A 21,385-nucleotide genomic window follows, 5' to 3' on the forward strand; every position below is an offset into this window, starting at 1 on the left:
ACTATAAACAGTTCGTCGGTTTCGGTAACCCGGCAATCCTCGCCAAACGCTTCGGCGGGCTGCCGGGAAAAAGGCGCATCAAGTAGACCGAGCGCCCTTTTTCCTCGCCTAATGCCTGTTTGGTGGCTTTGACGAGCGGCCGCATCGCGGGTGCCATTTCATAACGCGCATAAAAATCACGCACCACGCGAATGAGTTCCCAATGCTCCTCTGTCAGTGTTAGCTCCTCATCCTTGGCTAACAAATCGGCTACGTGCTCGTTCCAGTCCTCCTGCTTTACTAGATAGCCTTCGGGATCGAGTTTAATTTTTTCATCATAATCAAGATAACGGTATAAACTTTCATCACTCATTGATCAGTACCACGACAGGATCTTAGTATGCTGCTCGGTCAGTTCGACAAAGCCTTTCATATCCACCAGCGTTGCGTGATGACGGAAGACCACCTCGCTTAGGCCGCGCGCCACAGCATCCTCTTTTAGCACACATACGTTCACATCAGCCTTAGCATTCCAGCCTGGCCAATCGACGTACAATAACGCCTGAACGCCATCTTCAATCAGCAGAATGCTATCGCCCTCCGTTACCGTAGAGAGCATTTGCGCAGCCGCTTCGCTGTGTGGGGGCTTGTTCAGAATATGTAACATGTCGCTGCCCGTTTAAAAATTCATGACATAAGAGTGGCATTGGATCAGTTCGGGCAATCGTTCGTCGGCCATCATCGTTACCCCGTCCACTAGCTGGTCTAACTGCAAATGCAACGCCTCCAGCGCACTTTGCGGCACTAGCAACTGGTCGATGTCATACATGTCCAGCATATCGATAGTCGGTAACGTTGCTTTCTGCCCTGGCGCTCCAACGGCTTGCTCTTTGACCAGCGCCAGCACGCCCTGACCAAGAAACAGTAGATTGACCGCTTGGCCAAACGCGGCAGCCACCAGGGCAACGTCTAGCCCTTCTCGCAGTGCATTGGAGCTATACGGCGCATGACGAATGATCACCAGCCGCTCGTGTTCATGACTCATCTGCATTGCTCCCTAAGCAAACGTGATCAAACGGTCGCACCGCTGCTGAAGTGTCAGCAGTTGCCCCAAGCCGGTCAATTCGAAGGGCGCTTGCAGGTTGAAGTGCGTTTGACCATGGCGCTTGGCCTCGGTCTCGCTCATCACGCCACGGCGCAGCGCCGCGGCAATACACACATCCAGCGCCACACCATGCTCTTGGTGCAGAGCGACCCAGGCCTCTCGCATGTTGAGTTCGTCTTGAGGAGGCGTCATTAACTGAGAGGCATTATGGATGCCCTCTCGATAAAAGAAGACCCCCGCCACTTGGTGGCCGCTGCTAATGACCGCTTTGGCAAAACGAAGCGCAGAGTGTGGGGCCGCACTTGCATAAGGTGCGCCCATCACCAATAAGCCGTACTCCATAGCGTCGTCTCGTGCTGAATCCGCGAAAAAAAACAGACCCTACCAAGTAGGGTCTGTCATGGATGTCACGTCAAGTGACCACCTGCTTTATGTCGATCAGTCGTTGCTCATGATGCCCAGGATAGACAGCAGGCTGACGAACAGGTTGTAGATGGAAACGTACAGCGTCACCGTTGCAAGGATATAGTTGGTCTCGCCAGCACGGTGCACGATTTCGCTCGTTTGATAGAGAATCGCAGCAGACGCAAACAGCACGAAGCCTGCCGACACCATCAGTGACAGCGCGGGAATATTGAAGAAGATGCCCGCCACCATAGCCAGAATCAGTACGATGGCACCGGCCATCAAGAAGTTGCTCAAGAAGCTGAAATCTTTCTTGGTGGTCAACGCGACTGCGGACAGACCGATGAACGTCAGACCCGTCATGGCCAGCGCGTTCATGATCAGCGCCCCGCCGTTAGGCAGCGTCAGGTAAGCCGAGATGATCGGGCCTAAGGTGAACCCCATGAAGCCCGTGAAGGCAAACGTGGCCAATAGGCCCGCAGCAGAGTTAGCGGTTTTGTGGACCAGGAACATCAAGCCGTAGGCCCCAATGAAGAACACGAAGATGTTCATCTGTTGGATACCCATGGCCACGGACGCACCAGCCGTGACGGCAGAAAATAGCAGCGTCATGGCCAGTAGTGCGTAAGTATTACGTAACACTTTGTTGGCACTGACACCGCTCACCGTACTGTGAGCTTGCGTTCTAGCCGTATTCGAATCGTTAAAAGCCATGTATCTATGCTCCCTAGTGGTCATACTATCAACGGACAAGCATGCCGTTACCTAGTTCCAGACGCAAGTGTTAGTCTTCCACGTTCCCCAGATGCGTTTGTGCCCCTCCTACGGACAAGTTGACTATGCTTTAACTTCCACAACGACTTGGACAGAGCCATGCATCATAAGATCCCTACCTTACTCTCTCGTGTGAGTATTTTTACCTTCTCTACACTAGCCCTTTCAACGGTGGCTTACGGTTTCACACCCAGCGGTGACGATATTTCCTACGAAGTGAACGGCGAGCGCTTCGAGGGTTACTTCGTCTCCGGGGGCGACAATGCCAAAGGCAGCGTCATCATCGTCCACGATTGGGACGGCGTGGATGACTACGAGCGCCAGCGCGCCGATATGCTGGCAGAGCAAGGATACGATGCGTTTGCTGTCGACCTGTTTGGTGCAGGCAATCGCCCACAAGCCGTCGAAGACAAGCAAGCCGCTACGCAAGCGCTTTACCAGGACCGCGACCGCATGCGCACGCTCACGCTGGCTGGGCTGGAGCAAGCCCGAGCATCGGGAGCCGCTACCGAAACGGTCATCATGGGCTACTGTTTTGGAGGGACGGTCGCGTTAGAGATCGCACGTTCTGGGGAAGCCAGCGACGTTGCCGCCTATACGAGCTTCCATGGCGGGCTGGACACACCCGAAGGCCAGTCCTACTCCAGCGATACACCTCCCATCTTCATTGCCCACGGCGGTGCCGATGAGGCCGTCAGCCTAGACGCTGTGGCGACGTTGGCAGAAGAGCTGGAAGCGGCGGGAGTGACTTATGAAGTCGGCATCTATTCGGGTGCGCCGCACGCGTTCAGTGTCTTTGGCAGCGACCGTTACCACCAGCGTGCCGATGAGCAATCCTGGGCCACTTTCAATCAGTGGCTCGAAGAGATGTTGTAACCACACGGCAGACGGAGCCTGTATCAAAAAGGGTAGCCGACGCTACCCTTTATCGTTGCCCACAGGCACATCCTGTATGACACGTAGCGCTTACAGTGGCGGGGCTTCGGTGTCGTCCTCATCCTCATCTTTGTGCGGGGTGGCGACCGTCGAGGTGACTTGGCGAGCATCCTGAGCATTGTAGAGCCGGGCATCGATGATGTTCAGCACGGTCAACTGAGCAAACAGCACCGCAAAACAGATGATTAAACCTTTTAACATGATCACGTTCCTTTGACAGGCGAAACGCTCGCCTGAATGTCTCGAATAGTAGCGCAGGGCTACCAGAAAGCAACGCAGCGCTCAAAATAAACGGCTTGGCCTGCTAGACGAACTCCTCAGTGTCGATATCCGTCTGCTGGGCCTCATTGTAGCGGGCACCGGCCACCTCATGGGGACGCATCATATCGTTCAGCAGGGCTACGTCCGGCGCGCTCAGTACGACCTGCTCGGCCTGGAGATTTTCACGCATATGCGCGGCGGAGCGTGTCCCGGGAATCGGAATCACATGGCTGCCCTGCGCCTTTACCCAAGCCAGCGCCAGTTGGGCTGGCGTGATCTCCAAACGCTGCGCCACCGACCGGAACTGCGCCAGCAGCGTCAGGTTATGGCGAAGGTTTTCACTCTGGAAGCGCGGCATTCCCGCTCGCATGTCCCCCTCTGCAAACGCAGTAGCGGCATGAATCGCACCGGACAGAAAGCCGCGCCCGAGCGGGCTAAACGCGACCAGTGCCGTTCCTAACGCTTGGCATGCTTGACTAAGGGCAATTTCGGGATTGCGCGTCCATAGCGAGTATTCCGACTGCACAGCCGCAATCGGGTACTCGGCATGCGCCTGACGCAGGGTATCGGCCGAAATTTCTGATAGGCCCACGGCACGCACCTTGCCCTCCTCTACCAGCCGCCCAAGTGCTCCCACGCTCTCCTGGATAGGAACTTGACGGTCCATGCGGTGCAGGTAGTAAAGATCCAGATGATCGGTCTTCAGGCGCGTAAGACTCTCTTCGCACTGGCGCTTGAGGGTCTCAGGGCGCCCGTCGATCACGCGTTTGCCGCTCTCTGGGTCCATGGCCATGCCGCACTTACTGGCCAGTAAAAATACCTGGCGCTTGGAAGCGAGCGCCTTGCCCAGCAAGCGTTCATTCGCCGTCCCTCCGTACAGCGTGGCCGTATCGAAATGGCGATAGCCCATCTCGAAGGCATCGTTTAGCGCGCGTATACCCGCATCTTCGGGCACGACGTGTCCGTAGCCATGGGATAAATTCATACAGCCGAGACCGATACGCGGCGAGTCGACTTCCTTCAAACGTTCATAGAACCCTGACATACAACACCTCTCAACCATGATTACGACGCTATCGCCTGCGCGGGGTGCGCCAACGCCGTCGGGGTCACCTGCTCGCCCAGCCAAGCGGGCAAACGATGCTCGAGATAATAGCGGGGCCGCCAGGGAGCGCCTTCGATAAACCCGACATGCCCGCCGCTTTCCCAAAGCTCCAGCGTCACGCAGTCCGGTAACGCATCGGCTGTTGGCACGCTGTGGGGGTAAATAAAAGGGTCGTCCTTGGCATGGACGATGAGCGTTGGCACCTGAATGGCGGGCACGAAGAAAGCACTACTGCTGCGCTGGTAATACTCGTCGGCATTGGCAAAGCCGTGCAAAGGGGCCGTGACACGCCCATCGAAATCCCAGAAGGACTTCATGCCGTCCAGTGTTTCCAGCGACGTCAGCCGCGCAAGCTCGTCAGCACGGCCCTGTGCTTGAAAGGCGCGCTGTTTGGATTCGACATAGCGGCGCAAGTCACGCAGAAAACGCGCCTGATACACCCTCGAGAACCCCTGACTAATACGGTCGGCGCAGTGATCCAAACGAAACGGCACCGACACCGCGACCGCTGCCTGCAGCGGGCTGTGTTGCCCCGTCTCCCCGAGATATTTCAGCAGTACGTTACCGCCCAAGGAGTAACCCACGGCCACCAGGAGCTTGTGCGGGTAGCGCGAGGCAAGCTGCTTGAGAATATCTGCAAGGTCTTCACTGGCGCCGGAATGATAGCCCCGCGCCCGATGATTGGGTTCGCCGGAACACCCCCGCCAGTTGACCGCCACGCTCTGCCACCCCTGCGCCGCCAGCGCCCGCTGTTGGCCAAGGATGTAGAGTGAATTAGAACTGCCCGTCAGGCCATGCAGTAAAACGGCGCAACGCGTCGTGTCCCCCTTAGGGCCGTACCAATCCACATCGATGAAGTCGCCATCGTCTAGCGTCAGCCGCTCACGTTGACGCTCAAGGGAGGGCTTCGCACGAAACAGTGGGCTAAAGAGCGTTTGCAAGTGCCCACCGGGCAACCAACGCGTCGGTCGAAAAGGGACGTCTGAAAAGCGCATGCCAAGAGTACCCGCCAAGAAAATCGCAGGCTAGCTTAGCAAACTTTTAACAAAACGCAGTGCCTGAGGCGCTTGCACCTCTCACTCCTCTTTCACATCGACCTTGCGCAAATCGTCGATGGCTACGCCCTCAGGTAACTCGTCGGGCGATGCCGGCAACCAGACCGGTGAGAGATCACTATCTTCTCGACCATCCTTGTGAGTATGCCCAGGAATGCGATACACCACCTGCTCGTGTCGATGATCCCACGCGTAAATCCTTTCCATGTGCTCTCCTCGTTGGCCCGCTTGGTGGAGGTTGTTAACACATCTGTCATCGCCCCCGTCAGGCGTGGGGATGCCTCTCTGCTGGTTGGTTTTGCTATAGTGAGGCCTAGCCACGCTCAGGAGACGCCGATGCTTGCCCTACACCAGCTTAGCAAAGCCTTTCACACGCCACAGGGCAAACTTCAGGTACTCGATGGCGTGAGCGTCACTCTCACTCCTGGTAGTAGCCTGGCATTGATGGGCGAATCCGGTAGCGGCAAATCGACTTTGCTGCATTTAGCCGCCGGATTGGATACCCCGGATACCGGTCAAGTCATCATCAACGACCAACCTCTCTCCCAGCTCAACGAAGCCGAGCGCGCCCGGGTGCGGCGACAGCAGTTAGGATTAGTCTTTCAGCAGTTTCATCTGGTGCCTAGCCTGAATGTGGCCGATAACCTACGCCTGCAAGCACGGCTGGCGGGCAGGGAGGACCCCGCGTGGAGCCACCATCTGATCGATCGATTAGGGCTAACCGGTAGGGAAGCGCACTTCCCCGAACAGCTCTCCGGCGGCCAGCAGCAGCGGCTGTCGATCGGACGGGCCCTCGCCGTTCGCCCAGCGTTACTGCTGGCGGATGAACCGACCGGAAATTTAGACGAGCAAACCGCCGATGGCGTCCTGACGTTGCTGCTCTCTCTGGTCAAAGAAACTCGCTGTGCGCTGCTCGTGGTGACGCACAGCGCCCGCGTTGCTGCTCCGCTGGACCGTACCTTACGCCTGCACCGAGGGCAGTTACAGGATCCCCATTCATGATCGGGCGCGCCCTCCTCACGCTACTCAGCCACTACACGCGCCACCCTGCGCAACTGGCGATGCTGCTGGTGGGGCTGTGGGTCGCCAGCGCCCTATGGAGCAGCGTTCAAGCGATTAACGCCACGGCAAAGGAGAGTTATGCCCGCGCTAACGCTCTCTTCAGCGCCGATACCGACCAGCTCGACCGCTTGGATGGTCAGCCGCTACGCATGGATGACTACCTGGCTCTGCGCCGGGCTGGGCTACCCGTCTCCCCACTGTTGGAAGCCACGATATCCCATGAAGGAGTATCGCTGACGCTGTTGGGTATCGACCCCCTCACGCTGCCCACGGGTGAAGGCAGCGGCTCGCTCATCGACTTCATCACACCCCCTTGGCGAACACAGCTCGCCCCGGATACGTTGCCCTCCCTCGGGCTGAATCGTGGTGATGGCCCTGGTACGAGGCCCACCCTTGGCGATTACACCCTGCCGCCGATTCAACTGCGCAGTGACTTGCCGCCCGATACGCTTGTGATGGATATTGGCGCCCTCTCTGCGCTCATGGGGGAACAGACGACGCTACGCTTGGTGACCGAACCCGATGCCATCGAGCGGCCGCCCAACGGCTATCGGATGACCCGGGCCGCCAGTGTGGCATCCCCCGAGCAGTTGACCGACAGTTTCCACCTCAATCTCACTGCACTGGCGTTTCTCTCGCTGGTCGTAGGCTTGTTCATCGTGCAGGCCGCCCTGGGCTTGGCCATGGAGCAGCGACTGTCGACCATGCGCACGCTTCGTGCCCTGGGCGTACCGGCCGCCAGCCTCACCCTGGCCATGTCGATAGAGCTATTGATATTGGGTGGCTTAGGGGCTGCCGCCGGCGTGGTCAGTGGGCTGTGGCTGGCGAGCAACCTCCTACCAGACGTTGCCAGCACGCTCAATTCGCTCTATCGCGCCGAGGTACAACACGCGCTGAGCTTACCGTGGCACTACTGGCTGGGGAGCGTTGCCATAACGTTAGGAGGGTTATTGCTGGCCGCGAGTGGCACGCTATGGCGCGCCGCAACTCTCGATGTCCTCGCGTTAGGGCATGCCCATGCCTGGCGCAGTGCCTATCAGCGCCAGCTACGTCGCATGCGAATCGCGGGCGGGGTAGCGGTGCTATCGACGCTTGGGTTGGCACTGTGGCTTAGCAGGCTCCCCACCGGCAGTGGTTTGATGCTGAGTTTCACGCTCGTCGCTGCGCTGCTGCTCACCTGTGCGCTCTGTTTACCCCCGTTGCTCGATGCCATCTTACGCGGTTTGCAGGCCGTCTTTCGCCGCGTGGCGCTGCTACAGTGGGCGGTGGCGGATATACAGCTACAGCTTCCTCGCCTATCGCTGGCGATGATGGCGCTGCTGATTGCCCTCGCAACGAATCTTGGCGTGAGCAGTATGGTCGGTGGCTTTCGGCTGACCTTCCTGGAGTGGCTGGACCAGCGGCTGAGTGCGCCACTCTACATCAACGCGGCCCCGGCTACTCTGGGGCCTCTCAACGACTGGCTACGCGACCAAGAGAGCGTGCTGGCGCTGTTACCCACCGCGAGAGGCAGTACCGAGGTAGTGAATGTTCGCAGAGCATCGGGCAGCCAGGACGTACCACCGGGCAGCATCCCGCTTTTCGGCATTCAGCCTGTACCGCGCCTGACCGAGCACTGGCCTCTCTCAGAGACCCAAAGCGGCAACACCACCGCGTGGCAGGCGCTCACACGCGACGGCGTGTTCATCAACGAGCAGATGGCGTTCGCACACGACCTCACCCCCGGCGACACCCTGACGCTCGTTCGTCCACAGGGCAGCCAAGAAGCCACCATCGCCGCGATCTACCCCGACTACGGAAATCCCCAACCGCAGATCGTCATGACCGTCGACACGCTGACCCAACGCTATGGAGGCGAGTTGGCCACCGTGGGCGTCGCTTTGCGAGAAGGCGCCGACGTCGCCCTGTTTCGTCGTCTGCTCATGGAGAGGTTCAACCTTTCCAGTGACGCGCTGGTCGATCAGCAAGAGGTCAAACAGGTAGCGACGACCATCTTCGAGCGCACGTTTAGCATCACGCGCGCCCTGAACGGCCTCACTCTGGGCGTGGCTGCCTTGGCTCTGCTGACCACGCTGTTGGCCCAAGCCCAGCAGCGCCAACGCCACCTCGCCACGCTCTGGGCGCTGGGGGTGCCACGCAAAACGCTGGTCGCTCTTCCGCTGATCCAGCTCGGCGGACTCGCCTTGTTAACCGGGCTGTTTGCCCTGCCGCTAGGCATCGCGATTACCTGGCTGCTGGTCGCCGTCATCAACGTGGCAGCGTTTGGTTGGCGGTTACCGCTTCAGCTGTTTCCCAGCGAGATCGCCACCCTAATGATCACCGCCGTCGGTGTCGCCCTGTTGGCAGCCGCTCTGCCTTGCTGGCGGCTGTGGCGCAGCAGGCCAAGCGCTTTGCTGAGTGAGGGAAACACATGAACCAATACGCGAAACGCGCCATGCTCGTCGGGTGGCTAGTCGGCATCTTAACGGGATGCAGCGACGAGCCACGCACTACGCCATCGCAAGAGGGCTTCGCTGGGCTAGGAGCACAGGCGGAGGGCTACGCCCAGGCCAGCGCCGACGTGCCGCTAACCTTTCCAACCGATCACGGCCCCCATCCCGATTACCGCATCGAGTGGTGGTACCTCACTGCCAACCTGGAAGACAGTGCTGGCCAGCCGCTGGGGCTTCAATGGACGCTGTTTCGTCAAGCGCTCATGCCACCGGATGAACGCCCAGCACCTGCTCCTTGGACTATCGACCAGGTATGGATGGCGCACTTAGGGCTCTCGCAAGGGGAAACTCACCTTGCGGCCGAGCGGTTTGCCCGTAGCCACAGCCAGCCGCCACCGGGGCAAGCGGGGGTCACGGCCTTCCCCTTTCATGCGTGGATCGACGATTGGGACCTTCAAAGCCCCGGTAGCGACAATTTCGAACGATTCACCCTTCGCGCCTACAGTGGTGACGGCGAGGAGCGCTTTGGCTACGAACTTTCTCTGACCGCAGACGGGCCACTGGTGTGGCACGGCGACAATGGTTTCAACGCAAAAACCGTTCAAGGCCAGGGATCGCGCTACTACTCACAGCCCTATTTACGTATCGAAGGAAGCGTCACGCTCCACGGCGAGCAAAAAGCCGTGACGGGAAGGGGCTGGCTAGACCGAGAGTGGAGCAGCCAACTGCTGACCGCCGAGCAGACCGGCTGGGACTGGTTTTCACTGCATTTGAACGACGGACGCAAGCTGATGGCGTATCGGCTGCGTGGCGGCGGTGAGGACGGCGGGGACTACCTGTTCACCCACCTCATGGACGCACGGGGCACGACCCAGCAACGAGGGACCGACGGCGTTGTCCTGACACCCCTTGAGATTCAGCGCGTGGCACGGCGGGATATTCCAACCACGTGGCAGCTAACGCTGCCTGACGCGGGCTTGGACCTCACCATCGAGGCCCGCCACCCTAATCGCTGGATGCCCACCACCGTGCCCTACTGGGAAGGCGACGTCACGGTGCGAGACACCGCCACACAAGAGGCTCTGGGGGTGGGCTATCTCGAAATGACCGGCTACGAGGTAAACGACTAATCGTACTCCTCTAGGATGGGCTGCCACCCTTCGGGTGAATAGCGCTCCAAACCACTTTCCCCCAGCCGCGTCAGCCACAGCCAACGATGGTGAATCAAATCCGCTACCACTGGCTGACGCTCGATGATCGCCTCAATGCGCTCTCTGGGTGCGTCGATCACCACGGTCAAACGCAGCGGCTCGTGATGAAGCTTGTCGCCATCGCGCAGCGACTGCTCCGGTAACCCAATGCGGAGTTGAGGAGAGTTACCTTCAATGACGCCTACATGGCCTCCCACGACCGAGTGCAGCAGCTTGTTGCCCGCGCCGTAAAGTCCTGGCACCACGGTGGATGCGTAATACTGCAGATTGATCCAGCTGGCGACCAGCATCGGCGCCATCATCAACCCTTCCAGCACGCTGCCTTCCGGATCTTGGTCAGGGTGGTACTCATGCAGGAAGACCCGGCCATCCAGCGCTTTGCCTTGCGTGCGCGACCTAGGGGCTAACACCAGCGCAGCGTTATTGACCAATCCCCATTCTGGCCGCGGCTGAGACCAGTCTGCACCGCGCATGGCCAAGGCCTTCAAACGATCGATCGCGCTCTCACTTTTGACGCCCAAATCAGATGCGCGCTCTAACCGAGTCGCCTCCCCAGCGCGCTGCGCGCCGTTCTCGAAAGCGGTCAACGCGCTTTCCAGCGCCTTGGGCATTTGATCATCCCGGTAAACATGCACCCGATCGGTCAGCGTGCAATGCGTTGCCGCCAGCGCAAAGAACGGGGTGGGCAGCGCGACGCCCGCCTGCTGCAACGATTGCTGAACGTCTCGGTCGTTCAATAACGCAGCCGCGACCCGGGCGTTCATACCACCGCCCTGCCCGCCACAGGCACCGCAGGTGAGCCCGGCATGGTGCGGATTATTGTCACTTTGTGAATCGTGGCCCACCAGCACCAATAGCGACGCGCTCGGGTTGCCCAACAGCGTGAGCAGGTTCTTGGCCAACGCCACCTTTTCATGGCGGGCAATCGGCTCACCGTCGTAGGTGTGGAACAATCCGGCAGGCGCCTCGCATTGCGGCACCGATGCCGACTTACGCAGGCTGTCTTTGATCAACTTCCAGCCCCAGGCAATGCCGGTGGTCTCGACCAGTGTAAAGGTGGAGAGCGGCGCGTACTTGGCGTGGCGTACGCTTTGCCGTTGGCTCTCTTTTTGATAGCGCTGCACGCCCCGGGTTGTCGGATCTGGTGAGCCCACGCGATAGGTCGGTTTCAACAAACCGGGCACGCGGGGCTGAGCACGCTCTGGACCCGTGGCCGCATCGGCTACCGGCATGGCGAAAAAGCCCGCCACACCCAGCGTGGCGACCGTAGGAGCAGCATGTTCTAAATGACGACGGAAGCGCTCGGAGCGAACGTCGATACAAAACGCAGCTTGAACGTCGGGTGTGGTGGTGTGCGTCGTACTTAGAGCTGCCAACGAAGCCGCCAATACCCGCTGATAGCCTAGCTCGTACGCGTGCTGCCAGCACCACAGCGCTTCATGCTGGGTAGGCGTGGACGCCTCATCGGCTTGCCATTGGGCAAGCCATTCACTCTGCTGAATACTGGTGAGTTGATTGACACCAAGCCACTCCCAAGCCAGCGCCATCGCTGCCAGTTGGTGAATACCGGCCGCCTCCTGCTGATGGGCGCTGTGCCAACCCATGCCCTGACACCAGGATGCCCAGCCATTCACCCTCAGCAAGAGCGTATGGGTCAACACTTCGAAGGCTTCCGGCGTAAGCGCCCAGTCCACCGCCACCTGCTCGATTGCAGCCTTCGGCTCATCGGGCAGCGTTTGCATCGCTTGGCGCAGGGCCTTGGGCCAGCGTAGATCGTGCTGCGCCATACTTTTCCAGTAGTGATACAGCGACTCTCCAGCAGGCGTCGACCAGCGCTGCTGATGCTGATCGAAGTAGCTGGCGCAACTCTCCGCGAGCGGATCGAACCCGGTATGGTCCTCCAGACGATCCCAGGCGCTATGCAGCGAAGCGATCACTTTCGGGGGCGCTGTCAAATAACCGATCACGCTCTGCTCACTGTAGGCGTATCCACCCTGACGTAGCGCCTGCTGCACATCTTGCCGCGTGATTCGGCCCGTTTCCCAGGCATGACGATAGAACTCGGCAGGCATGGTCATCGGCTGCCCGGCGCGACGGCTCAGTGCGTGGCTTACCCGCTCGATAGGCTGATGCTTCACTCCCCACCACGGGTTGACCGCAATCCACTGATCCAACGGCCATACCGGGGCGATGGCATCGGTCGCTCGTGTCACCGCATCATGGTAAGGCGCCGTTTGCTGAGCGGAAGACATCGCGGTTTCTGACACCGGTGACTGATTCATGACCACTCTCCTTTCAAACCAGGCGCCAAGGAGGCTGGGCGCGACCAGGGGCGAATGGGGGCCACCGCATCCACCGCGCGTTGGAACGGCAGCGCCAGATACAGGCCTTGGCTAAAGTGAACGCGCCAGCGCGCCACACAGCTTGCCTGAGGGAAGAGCGTTACGGCACCGGCAGCGAGCACGAGGCTTGCCAACATCAAGGTACCCAGCAAGGCTGCCGTGAGGGTCAGAGGTGCGTACGCACTCGGCAACGCAGGCGCCAACACGCTGTGCAGCAAGGCATACAGCGGTACCAGTGCCAGCGCCATGGCGAACAGCGCCACACGCTTGGGTTTAGCCGTGCCCACCGGCATTCCCAGCAGCGTACTGCCAACCGCCAAGCTCAATAGCGCGCCTAACAGTGGATTGTGGCTCACCAGTACCGGGAAGATGGCCAGCAGCACAGCGGCCAACGCTGTTGCGGGTAGCGCAAGGGAGAGGCGCTGACGCAGCGGGGCCAGTGGCAAGCGTTCGCAGCGTGCCGCGCGAACGGTACGGCCAGATGCCAGGAACGAGTGCGCTTTGTAGAGCGAGTGCGCCAACAAATGCGCCAGCGCCAGCGTATAAGCGCCTACGCCGATTTCAAACAGCATGAAGCCCATTTGCGCACAGGTAGACCACGCCAGAGCGTGTTTGACGGACGTTTGCGTGAGCATCGTCATCACCGCTACAAGTGCTGTAAAGCCGCCGACGGCAATCAGCAGGTAGTGCCCCAACGTCAAGCCATCGAAGACCGGAAACAGGCGCAGCCACACGAAACCACCCAGGTTGATCACGCCAGCATGCAGCAGCGCAGACACCGGTGTGGGCGCTTCCATCACTTTAATCAGCCAGCCATGCATCGGCACCTGGGCACACTTGCACAGCGCCGCCACTGCCAGCGCCACCGAGGCGGCTTCCAATTGCCAGCCACCGCTTGCCACCGCCGCCGCTGCGAACAGTTCGGGGAGTTCGAACGTGCCAAAACGGGCATACAGCAGCGCCACTGCTGCGATCAAGGCGGCATCGCCAATGCGGCTTACGACGAATTTCTGCCACGCCGCCCGCTGGGCTTCGACACGCTCGGGGTAGAGCGTCAAAAGATGATGGAGCGCCACGCTCACGCCCACCCATGCAATCAGCATGACGACCAAGTGGTGGGTGAACACCAGCAGCATGACACTGGCGAGTACGACCAAGCACCAGGGTAAAAAGCGACGTTCACCACGGTCACCTTGCAAGTACCCCTCGGCAAAGCGCAGCAAGACGGTGCCTAATAAACTGATGAGCAGTGCCATCCACACGGCCAAACCATCGGGGTATAGCCCCAGCGGCTGAGCCGCTTCAGGCAGGCCGGTGGGCAAACCCAGCGCATCCAGCACCAGCAGGCCGCCTACGGCCAGGCTGGCCGTTAGCGCACTGGCGGTGAGTACGCGGCCGACTTTCCACGCGCGCTGAAGCGATGCAGGCGAGCTGGCGCGAGCGCTGGCACCCGCCATTACCAGCAGCGATACCGGAATCAATAACCAGAGCGCCAGCAGTGACAGCACTGCGATCTCGATAACATGTGGCATAACCGTTCTCCCTTGGTCGTATGCCAGGGACTATGCCGTTCTCGCCACCATATAAAAAATAGTTTATATCTGATAAAACGTTCGCTAAAACAGAACGAAGAGCCCAATCGCTACTGAGACGACGCTGCCATGAAGCTTAACTACCACCATCTTTACTACTTTTGGCAGGTGGCAAAATCGGGCCACCTGACCCGCACGGCCGAGGCGCTGCACGTGTCGCAGTCGTCGCTTTCGCAACAAATTCGTCAGTTGGAGGAGCGCCTGGGCCAGGCGCTGTTCATCCGTGAGGGGCGTCAGCTGCATCTTTCTGAAGCGGGCAGGCTCGCGTTCGACTACGCAGAAGCCATTTTCACTCAAGGCGAGGAGCTTAGCGCACTGTTTGCCGAAGGTGGCCACGCCCACCGCGAGGTGGTGCGCGTAGGTGCCGTCGCCACGCTGTCGCGTAACTTTCAGGAGGGGTTCGTGCGGCCGCTGCTAGGCCGAGACGATCTAGATTTGATATTACAAAGCGGTGGGCTGGACGACCTGCTAAGACGCCTGTCAGCCCATAAGCTTGATGTCGTGCTCTCGAACCAGCCCGTTCGCGGAGACAGTGAGCATCCTTGGCGCTCACAGCGTTTGGCGCGCCAGCCGGTGAGTTTGATCGCAACACCGCACCTCACGCCACCGCCGGTATTTCCCAGCGCGTTGAACGGGCACGCCTTCATTCTGCCCGGAGTGGAAAACGCCACGCGTCACGCTTTCGATCAGCTATGCGGCCACTACCGCCTCACGCCCAAGATCGCTGCCGAAGTGGACGACATGGCCATGATGCGTCTGCTGGCGCGGGATACCCAGCACATCGCCGTTATGCCCCCTGTGGTTGTGCGCGACGAGCTGCACAACGGCACGCTCAAAGATTACGGCGCGCTGCCCGGCGTATGGGAGGAGTTCTACGCCATTACCATTCAGCGCCGGTTTGAATCCCCCAGCCTAAAAGCGCTGCTCACACGCTCTGGCGAATCGCTGCTGGATTAGCGCTTCGCACAAGCGCCCTACTTCGCCAACACATCCGCCACGCCGCGCTCGGCGGCTTCAATGGCACCTGCCAAGTAACCGGCATACTGCTCGCCCCACTCGCTGCCAATGCCGGTTAAGCAAGGCTGCCAAGGCCCATCAGCAGCGCGAACGGGCGGTGCCATGCCATGATGCTGGCTAGGTTGTTGATCGGCGTGGGTAGCGGTGAACGGCTCCTGTGCCCAATCTTTAATCACATCCCGCGTTGGGTTAGCCGCTTCCGGGCCAAACAGCCTGGCTAGCTGTGCGCGGCAGTGCTGGCGCAACGCCTCATCGCCTATCTGCGCCCGTGCGCTGGCAGGTAAGCTAAAAAAGCCAAACAGCGCTGCGTGGCCATCTGGGTGGGACGCATCATGAATTTCACCCAGCGGGCCGATCAAGCTACGTGCCTCTCCTGAGAGCTGTACTTCTCTCCAAAAAGGCGTGGCATACAGCGCCACGTATTTACCGTGGGGTGCCATCCAGGTAGCGGTATTGGCCCACTGGTGGGCAAGCCGCTCCGGCAGCGGCGGCGTAAAGGCTATCGACTGCGCCGCCAACCTGGGCGGCAACGCCAGCAGCACGTGCTGCGCGCTGTAACGCTGCCCGCTCGCACACTCCAGTGCCACATTGCCACTGCCGGTAAGCGACATCGACTTAACCACCTGCCCGGTGTGAAGTCGCGAAGATTCAACACGCTGGCGCAACGCATCTATCAATGCCTGCATGCCGCCCTGTAGCCGCATCGAAGGCGGCTGATTCGCAAAGCCCTGCATACGCACAGGCGGCATCTGGTGAGAGCGCTCCACCACCATATCGCCGGTTTCATGCTGGGCAAACGACGGCAGTCCCAGCGACTCCACCAGCGCCCCCAGCGCGTGCTGAAACCCCGGCCAAAACCACGAAGGCCCCAGATCAAACGCCTCAGAAGCACGGGCCGCCTCCGGCACCAGCGACGAAATCCGCCCACCCACCCGCTCCCGCGCTTCCAGCACCACGTAATCGGTGATGCCCCGCTGTTCCAACAAATAAGCGGCATACAGCCCCGCCAAACCAGCGCCCACGATGGCGATGCGTGTTGTGTGCATGAAGAGGTCTCGGTGGTGGGTTAGGGTTGGGAGGATAGCTTAGTTGGGTGGGTTTTAGGGTGGTTGGATATGGGGCGAGCCGTTAGCTGCTGTATTTGAGTCAGCTAACGGCCAGGAGCAGACATTCAGCACAACTGAAATAACAAGTAATACAGCCACAGCGAAACCGTTATCTGCAATTGTAAGCTAGGGCTAAATCGCAGTCGTTCACTAGGCTGCTCGCCCGCTATAGCCGATCTTGGCCTGCGCAGCCATGCTACCAAACTGAATTAATATCTATACACCAAGTGATCATAATCACCATCAATAAATCCAGATTCAACACCAAACAGGACTCCAATTTCTTTTATCGCACAGAGAACGTCTCGTTGAATCTTCTGCATGCTTCTTTCTGAGAAATCGTGTTGAAACTTAGCTGCAAAACTGAAACCTATATAAACTACCGGATCCTTATAATGAACAAGATAGTTTCGCATATCAAAAAGATCCTGGATGCCAGCTCTCCAACTTGAATCGCCATAAGGTAATCGAGAGATTTTGTACAATTTTTTTAGCTTGGCTGTTGTGCTTCCATAGCTTCTCTCATTCTCTTCTTTAGCTATTGGATGAGCATGCCAAACTAAATTTACAAATGCCTCAAATGAAATTGCCCAGCCAAGAATAGCTTCAATGCAGAGAGCAATAGTTTCATCATCTTCAAACCCTGGACCTTTAAAGGAATAAGGTTTTCCAGACTCTGGCACAGAATCAGGAACCTCAACCATCTTCTTCTTAGCTTCATCAAAACTATTGTTTGCTCTCCTTAGCATGAGCTGCTCAACATTGAGCCTGTATCCATATGTCATATATTTCTCTGAGCTTCAAAGTTTAATTAATCTGGCTTTTTTTTCGGCCAAAAGCAAGCGTTGAGCATAGCCTAATCTAAACATAGTCGATCGTTAAGCCGACACCGGCAATGCAATAGACCAATCAAACCAAAGCTCCTCGGAGCTACTAGAAAGACCGATCCAGTTTACCCGGACATCTTTCGCGGCAGAGCTCGCATTCGCCTCGGCCAGTTGGGTATTGAAAGCGGATTCCGCTAGTGCTCCTGGTGTGAGTAGGCAAAGTGCTCCAAAAGTGTAATGGTTGCTCGTCCATGAAGGTGGAAACTTTACTTCATATAGAAGTTCACACGTTCTCAATGTCGATCGGTACCTAAAGTGTCCTTCTGGGCAAACAAGAAATTCGTTAAATGTCAGCTTCCCGAGTGGAACCTCAAGAGTCGGCAGCTTGAAGCCCTGCTTCGGGCTGTCATTAGTGATGGCAAGGGCCACTGAGCGAGCAGCCCCATCCACATAGAATTCGATCTGCGCTAGCGCGTCCCCAAAATTATATTGCCATATCTCCTCGCACTGCCGGTGCGGCGGACCTAGTGATGTAACCACGAACTCTTTGGAAACCCCAGGGCCTATGTGCTCGAAAAAATTCCGCGGAGTCTTCTTAGCTTTGATTCTATGGGGAACGAGTCGGCCGTAAAGATACTTGACTCCCGCTAAGAAAGCGGACCCACCCAATCGAGTTGCTAATGTTTCAAATATCACAGGCACCAATATCCTTTGGTCTGACGATAATCGGTGGCCGATCGGCTCCAGCGACCGATGCTGCGGCCGTTACATCAGCATAGCCTGAAGCTACCCCATTCGGCCAGGAGCGGACTTTGAGGTGGTGCTGATATAACGCCCGCAGCACGCGCGGCTTTGTAATGGAGGCACAGCCGCAATGAAAAGCCGTCGCTGTGCCTGCGATTGTTATGCATTGCTAGATCACCCACGAGAGGCACCAGCCCAGAATCAGAGCCAACGGCGGCAACCTAATGGCGAGCTGCGCCTTTGTTGTTCGAAACACTCTCCCAGCAAGCGACAGAATAATCGTAGCCAACCATACAAACGCGAAGCTATAGAACGCAATGCCGGCGAAAGTATTAAAGCGACCCCAAGCTTCTAAGTCCCCGATACCGGATTTGTCTATTACTTGATCCGCTTGCCATGCAAGCCCCAGAAACCCCACGACCAAGAGCAGCTGAACCAACAATGAGATACTCAAAGCTCTGCTCATGCACGACCTGCATAACACCCCAAGTAGGGGCAAATTTTGCGTTTTGAGCGCAGCGAAACAAAATTTGTCCCGCTGCCTTGGTTTGTTAACTGATTTCTAGCCAGCAGGCTCTGGACTCTTGGTGAGCTTGCTGGATATTCTTAGGGAAAAACGAAGTATCAAGTGTTGCGACTGCAATAGATACCCAGTCTGGAAATTTTTCACTACCGCTCCATTCTATGCTGGAACCACACACACTACAAAACTTGCGGACAATGTTTCCGGATGAGTTGTATGAGGAAAGATGCTCTTCACCCGAAACATATCTTAAATCTGCTTTCGGTAGACTTGCATAAGTTGCAAAAGCAGCACCATGTTGCTTCTGGCACATTTTGCAATGACAGTGAGTTGTAGCTTTTAGCTCCGATAGAAGATCAAAAACCACTGCTCCACATAAACAGCTACCTTTGTACATAATCTTTCCTGAAACAGTTAACAGTGTATTAGACGGCGCGTTCTATGATTGAATTAGCGTGTTGGCACTTTCTTCCGGCAAATGCAGCCTGCCATACTACCCTAATCCTATGATTATTATGAACATTAATTCCCATTAGGCTGTATAATCAAAATTCGCGCGCCTGCTGCATTTTCCGAAATGTCCGCTAAGGGTCGCAAGCAGCCAAAACACTCAAGCCTCACCATTCTTAACCAACATTAGCGAAGTCAGCAGCCTCTGTCACGCTTATTGTGTAATCCAATGGGCAAACGCCCGCCGCGCGCATTTGTCCGCTGCCTTAAGCACTGCTAGCTGGAAGAAATAAGGCAAAAAAGAAAAAGCCCTTCGTGAATGGACTTTTCGAGATAGATAAAACCGGCACACTACTCTTACTGCCATTGTTTCGCCTCTAAAGCAGCACCTACCCATATCCTTACACCATTGGCAGCCCCAGCCTGTCGCGGGCTTGCTGCTAGGTGGCGACTGGGCGCAGCGCGACGGTTCTCTCGACCAGCGCTGCATTAGAGGCGGCTAGCGTATCGCGATCTATCCGCACGTTATCTTAAAGCCCGGTGCGGGTATGGCCGCCTGCTGCAATCGACCATTCGTTCAGCCGGTATTGGTTGGCTCCTATGCCTGCGCCGCACCACTGAGCGTCGGGGGCTAGTCGCTTGAGCGTTTCAATAAAGAAGTCAAAGCTGTGTTTGTCGGCGGGCATTGAGTTTTTAACCCCCATGACGAACTGAACGTAAAGCGGCGCTTTTAACTTGCCCTGCTTTGAAAGCGCTACCGCCTGATGGATGTGCGAGAGATCAAACGCCGCAATTTCAGGCTTCACGTTGTACTTGAGCATTTCGCCTGCCAGCCATTCCACCAGTTGGGCAGTGCTCTTTAGCCCTTCTATCAGGCGGCAAAACTTCTCTTGGACGGAGCTAAGCTGGCACAAGGCTCCGGGATTAAAACGCAGTCTCTATAGACAGTCCTTGTACACACCACCCACTTTGAGTTAATAGTTAATAATCAAGCTAACTTCCTATCTCTACATGGCGGGCTTTGCCGGGGCACGCTTCACTCCAGAGCGCATTAATTGCATTAAAAACAAAAGGATAAGCAACATGCAACATGATCAAAGCTCAACCCCTGTACGCAGAAGCGTTGTTGTTCAAGAGTTCACCAACAGCGTGTTAGACCCCAACGCCCCGATGCTGGGGCCAGTGGAGAGTGGCGGCACCATCATCGCGAACACGGCTCCCGGCTGCTGGGGGCCGATGATTACGCCCCGTTTGCGTGGCGGGCATGAAGTGACTACGCCTGTGTTTATCGAGGGTGCAGAAGTAGGCGATGGCGTGGCAATACGGATACGCGAGATTACCATCACCTCGATTGCGACGGCCTCCGGGCACGACAGCTCACCGGAAGGCTTTTGCCTGGGCGACCCCTACGTGGCAGCGCGCTGCCCTACCTGCGATACCGTGTGGCCTGAAACGCACATTGAAGGTATCGGGCAAGACGCGGTGAGATGTGATGTATGCAACAACCCCGTCAAACCCTTCGAGATTGTGCATGGCTATACCGTCACGTTTGACGACACGCGCACCGTTGGCCTCACCGTGCCCAGCGATGTTGCTTCCACGTTTGCACAGCGTGCTGATCACTATTCGGCGCTACCCGACGGCAGCAAGCAGCACTCGATTCTTAACTATGCGCCTTCTGATATGCCGGGCACGCTCATTCGCACACGCCCGTTTATGGGCCAGCTAGGCACGTGCCCTTCCATGCCGATGCCGGATAGCCACAACGCCGGAGATTTCGGCGCGTTTTTGGTAGGCGCGCCCCATGAATACGCGATCACGCCCGAGCAGTTAGCGGAGCACAAAACCGATGGCCATATGGACATTGATGCCGTACGGGCAGGCGCCATTCTGATTGCGCCAGTCAAAGTGCGAGGCGCGGGCGTCTATATGGGCGATATGCACGCAGGCCAAGGCGATGGTGAAATTGCCGGGCACACCATGGACGTGGCTGGCAGCGTTACCCTGCAGGTAGAAGTCGTCAAACACTACCCGCTAGATGGCCCGGTACTCTTTCCCCTACTGGAAGATTTGCCACCCCTAGCCAAACCGTTCAGCGCCTCGGAAAAGGCCAAAGGGCAGCGGCTTGCGGAAAAATGGGGCGTTTCTCATATTGAACCGCTAGCGCCCATTTCAGTAGTCGGCACCGCCGCCAACCTGAACGACGCCATCGAAAACGGCCTGGAACGGGCAGCCAAACTGCTGAAGGTGAGCGTGGCGGAGATCCGCAACCGAGCCACCGTTAACGGCGCAATTGAAATTGGCCGGGCACCGGGGGTGATCCAAGTAACGTTTTTAGCGCCGCTCGCGAAGCTGGATGAGGTAGGGCTGGGGGATTATGCCAGGGAGCAGTATGATTTGTAGGTTCGCTGGTTAAAGCTACTGGCCCGCAACGAGCTGCCCCTTTCCAATAGGCAGCT

The 21,385-nt window shown here is 57.8% G+C and carries 21 protein-coding genes; 6 read left to right on the top strand and 15 right to left on the bottom strand.

Annotation, left to right across the window (positions count from 1 at the left end):
* Position 1: 1 nt before the first annotated feature.
* The 5 genes from QIT27_RS07230 to QIT27_RS07250 all read right to left on the bottom strand — a co-directional run bounded on the left by QIT27_RS07230 (position 2) and on the right by QIT27_RS07250 (position 2,203).
* A complete protein-coding gene (locus QIT27_RS07230; protein ID WP_159342173.1) occupies positions 2-352 on the bottom strand; it encodes a TusE/DsrC/DsvC family sulfur relay protein in 351 nt (116 codons plus the stop codon).
* A 3-nt stretch (positions 353-355) separates the two neighbouring features.
* Positions 356-646 (bottom strand): sulfurtransferase complex subunit TusB, encoded by a 291-nt coding sequence (gene tusB, locus QIT27_RS07235; protein ID WP_159342172.1) that lies wholly within the window; start codon positions 644-646, stop codon positions 356-358.
* A 12-nt stretch (positions 647-658) separates the two neighbouring features.
* Positions 659-1,024: a DsrE family protein gene (locus tag QIT27_RS07240; protein WP_285263327.1), complete on the bottom strand. Its 366-nt coding sequence runs from the start codon at positions 1,022-1,024 to the stop codon at positions 659-661.
* 12 nt (positions 1,025-1,036) lie between these two features.
* Positions 1,037-1,426: a sulfurtransferase complex subunit TusD gene (tusD, locus tag QIT27_RS07245; protein WP_159342170.1), complete on the bottom strand. Its 390-nt coding sequence runs from the start codon at positions 1,424-1,426 to the stop codon at positions 1,037-1,039.
* A 96-nt stretch (positions 1,427-1,522) separates the two neighbouring features.
* The gene (locus QIT27_RS07250; protein ID WP_159342168.1) at positions 1,523-2,203 is read right to left on the bottom strand and encodes a Bax inhibitor-1/YccA family protein; all 681 of its coding nucleotides are present in this window, start codon (positions 2,201-2,203) and stop codon (positions 1,523-1,525) included.
* 159 nt (positions 2,204-2,362) lie between these two features.
* Between QIT27_RS07250 and QIT27_RS07255 the strand changes: the two genes are divergently transcribed.
* Positions 2,363-3,139, top strand: coding sequence for a dienelactone hydrolase family protein (locus tag QIT27_RS07255; protein WP_285263328.1), 777 nt, complete (start codon positions 2,363-2,365; stop codon positions 3,137-3,139).
* Positions 3,140-3,229: 90 nt separating this feature from the next.
* On the opposite strand, the gene QIT27_RS07260 is transcribed toward QIT27_RS07255, so the two are convergent.
* The 4 genes from QIT27_RS07260 to QIT27_RS07275 form a co-directional block, all read right to left on the bottom strand.
* Positions 3,230-3,400: a hypothetical protein gene (locus tag QIT27_RS07260; protein WP_167520877.1), complete on the bottom strand. Its 171-nt coding sequence runs from the start codon at positions 3,398-3,400 to the stop codon at positions 3,230-3,232.
* A gap of 103 nt (positions 3,401-3,503) precedes the next feature.
* Complete coding sequence (locus tag QIT27_RS07265) at positions 3,504-4,505, bottom strand: aldo/keto reductase (protein WP_285263329.1); 1,002 nt, start codon at positions 4,503-4,505, stop codon at positions 3,504-3,506.
* A gap of 20 nt (positions 4,506-4,525) precedes the next feature.
* Entirely contained in the window at positions 4,526-5,560 is a 1,035-nt protein-coding gene (locus QIT27_RS07270; RefSeq protein WP_285263330.1) for a hydrolase, read from the bottom strand.
* 81 nt (positions 5,561-5,641) lie between these two features.
* A complete protein-coding gene (locus QIT27_RS07275; protein ID WP_159342161.1) occupies positions 5,642-5,827 on the bottom strand; it encodes a hypothetical protein in 186 nt (61 codons plus the stop codon).
* A gap of 129 nt (positions 5,828-5,956) precedes the next feature.
* Between QIT27_RS07275 and QIT27_RS07280 the strand changes: the two genes are divergently transcribed.
* Genes QIT27_RS07280 through QIT27_RS07290 form a run of 3 tightly spaced genes read left to right on the top strand, consistent with a single transcriptional unit; the run spans position 5,957 to position 10,244 of the window.
* A complete protein-coding gene (locus tag QIT27_RS07280; RefSeq protein WP_285263331.1) occupies positions 5,957-6,622 on the top strand; it encodes an ABC transporter ATP-binding protein in 666 nt (221 codons plus the stop codon).
* The gene (locus tag QIT27_RS07285; protein ID WP_285263332.1) at positions 6,619-9,096 is read left to right on the top strand and encodes an FtsX-like permease family protein; all 2,478 of its coding nucleotides are present in this window, start codon (positions 6,619-6,621) and stop codon (positions 9,094-9,096) included. The genes QIT27_RS07280 and QIT27_RS07285 overlap by 4 nt, the downstream gene beginning before the upstream one ends.
* Positions 9,093-10,244 carry a lipocalin-like domain-containing protein gene (locus QIT27_RS07290; protein WP_285263333.1) on the top strand — a complete coding sequence of 384 codons (1,152 nt, stop codon included), beginning with the start codon at positions 9,093-9,095 and terminating at the stop codon, positions 10,242-10,244. The genes QIT27_RS07285 and QIT27_RS07290 overlap by 4 nt, the downstream gene beginning before the upstream one ends.
* On the opposite strand, the gene QIT27_RS07295 is transcribed toward QIT27_RS07290, so the two are convergent.
* Together QIT27_RS07295 and QIT27_RS07300 are read right to left on the bottom strand one after the other, a co-directional pair.
* Entirely contained in the window at positions 10,241-12,607 is a 2,367-nt protein-coding gene (locus tag QIT27_RS07295; RefSeq protein WP_285263334.1) for a putative inorganic carbon transporter subunit DabA, read from the bottom strand. The two genes, QIT27_RS07290 and QIT27_RS07295, sit on opposite strands and share 4 nt — an antisense overlap.
* Positions 12,604-14,199, bottom strand: a complete 1,596-nt coding sequence (locus tag QIT27_RS07300) for an NADH-quinone oxidoreductase subunit L (RefSeq protein ID WP_285263335.1) — start codon at positions 14,197-14,199, stop codon at positions 12,604-12,606. The genes QIT27_RS07295 and QIT27_RS07300 overlap by 4 nt, the downstream gene beginning before the upstream one ends.
* Positions 14,200-14,328: 129 nt before the next feature.
* On the opposite strand from QIT27_RS07300, the gene QIT27_RS07305 reads away from it, so the two are divergent.
* The gene (locus QIT27_RS07305) at positions 14,329-15,216 is read left to right on the top strand and encodes a LysR family transcriptional regulator (protein WP_285263336.1); all 888 of its coding nucleotides are present in this window, start codon (positions 14,329-14,331) and stop codon (positions 15,214-15,216) included.
* A gap of 17 nt (positions 15,217-15,233) precedes the next feature.
* Here the strand turns inward: QIT27_RS07305 and QIT27_RS07310 are convergent, their stop codons facing one another.
* The 4 genes from QIT27_RS07310 to QIT27_RS07325 all read right to left on the bottom strand — a co-directional run bounded on the left by QIT27_RS07310 (position 15,234) and on the right by QIT27_RS07325 (position 19,840).
* Complete coding sequence (locus QIT27_RS07310) at positions 15,234-16,322, bottom strand: flavin monoamine oxidase family protein (RefSeq protein WP_285263337.1); 1,089 nt, start codon at positions 16,320-16,322, stop codon at positions 15,234-15,236.
* Positions 16,323-16,591: 269 nt separating this feature from the next.
* Positions 16,592-17,167: a hypothetical protein gene (locus tag QIT27_RS07315; protein WP_285263338.1), complete on the bottom strand. Its 576-nt coding sequence runs from the start codon at positions 17,165-17,167 to the stop codon at positions 16,592-16,594.
* 1,337 nt (positions 17,168-18,504) lie between these two features.
* On the bottom strand, positions 18,505-18,873 hold the full coding sequence (locus tag QIT27_RS07320; RefSeq protein ID WP_285263339.1) for a GFA family protein: 369 nt from the start codon (positions 18,871-18,873) through the stop codon (positions 18,505-18,507).
* 583 nt (positions 18,874-19,456) lie between these two features.
* Positions 19,457-19,840, bottom strand: coding sequence for a 3-keto-5-aminohexanoate cleavage protein (locus QIT27_RS07325; RefSeq protein ID WP_285263340.1), 384 nt, complete (start codon positions 19,838-19,840; stop codon positions 19,457-19,459).
* A gap of 169 nt (positions 19,841-20,009) precedes the next feature.
* On the opposite strand from QIT27_RS07325, the gene QIT27_RS07330 reads away from it, so the two are divergent.
* Positions 20,010-21,329, top strand: coding sequence for an acetamidase/formamidase family protein (locus QIT27_RS07330; protein WP_284453630.1), 1,320 nt, complete (start codon positions 20,010-20,012; stop codon positions 21,327-21,329).
* Positions 21,330-21,385: the final 56 nt, after the last annotated feature.

The sequence above is a fragment of the Halomonas sp. LC1 genome (assembly GCF_030247125.1).
GTDB lineage: Bacteria > Pseudomonadota > Gammaproteobacteria > Pseudomonadales > Halomonadaceae > Vreelandella.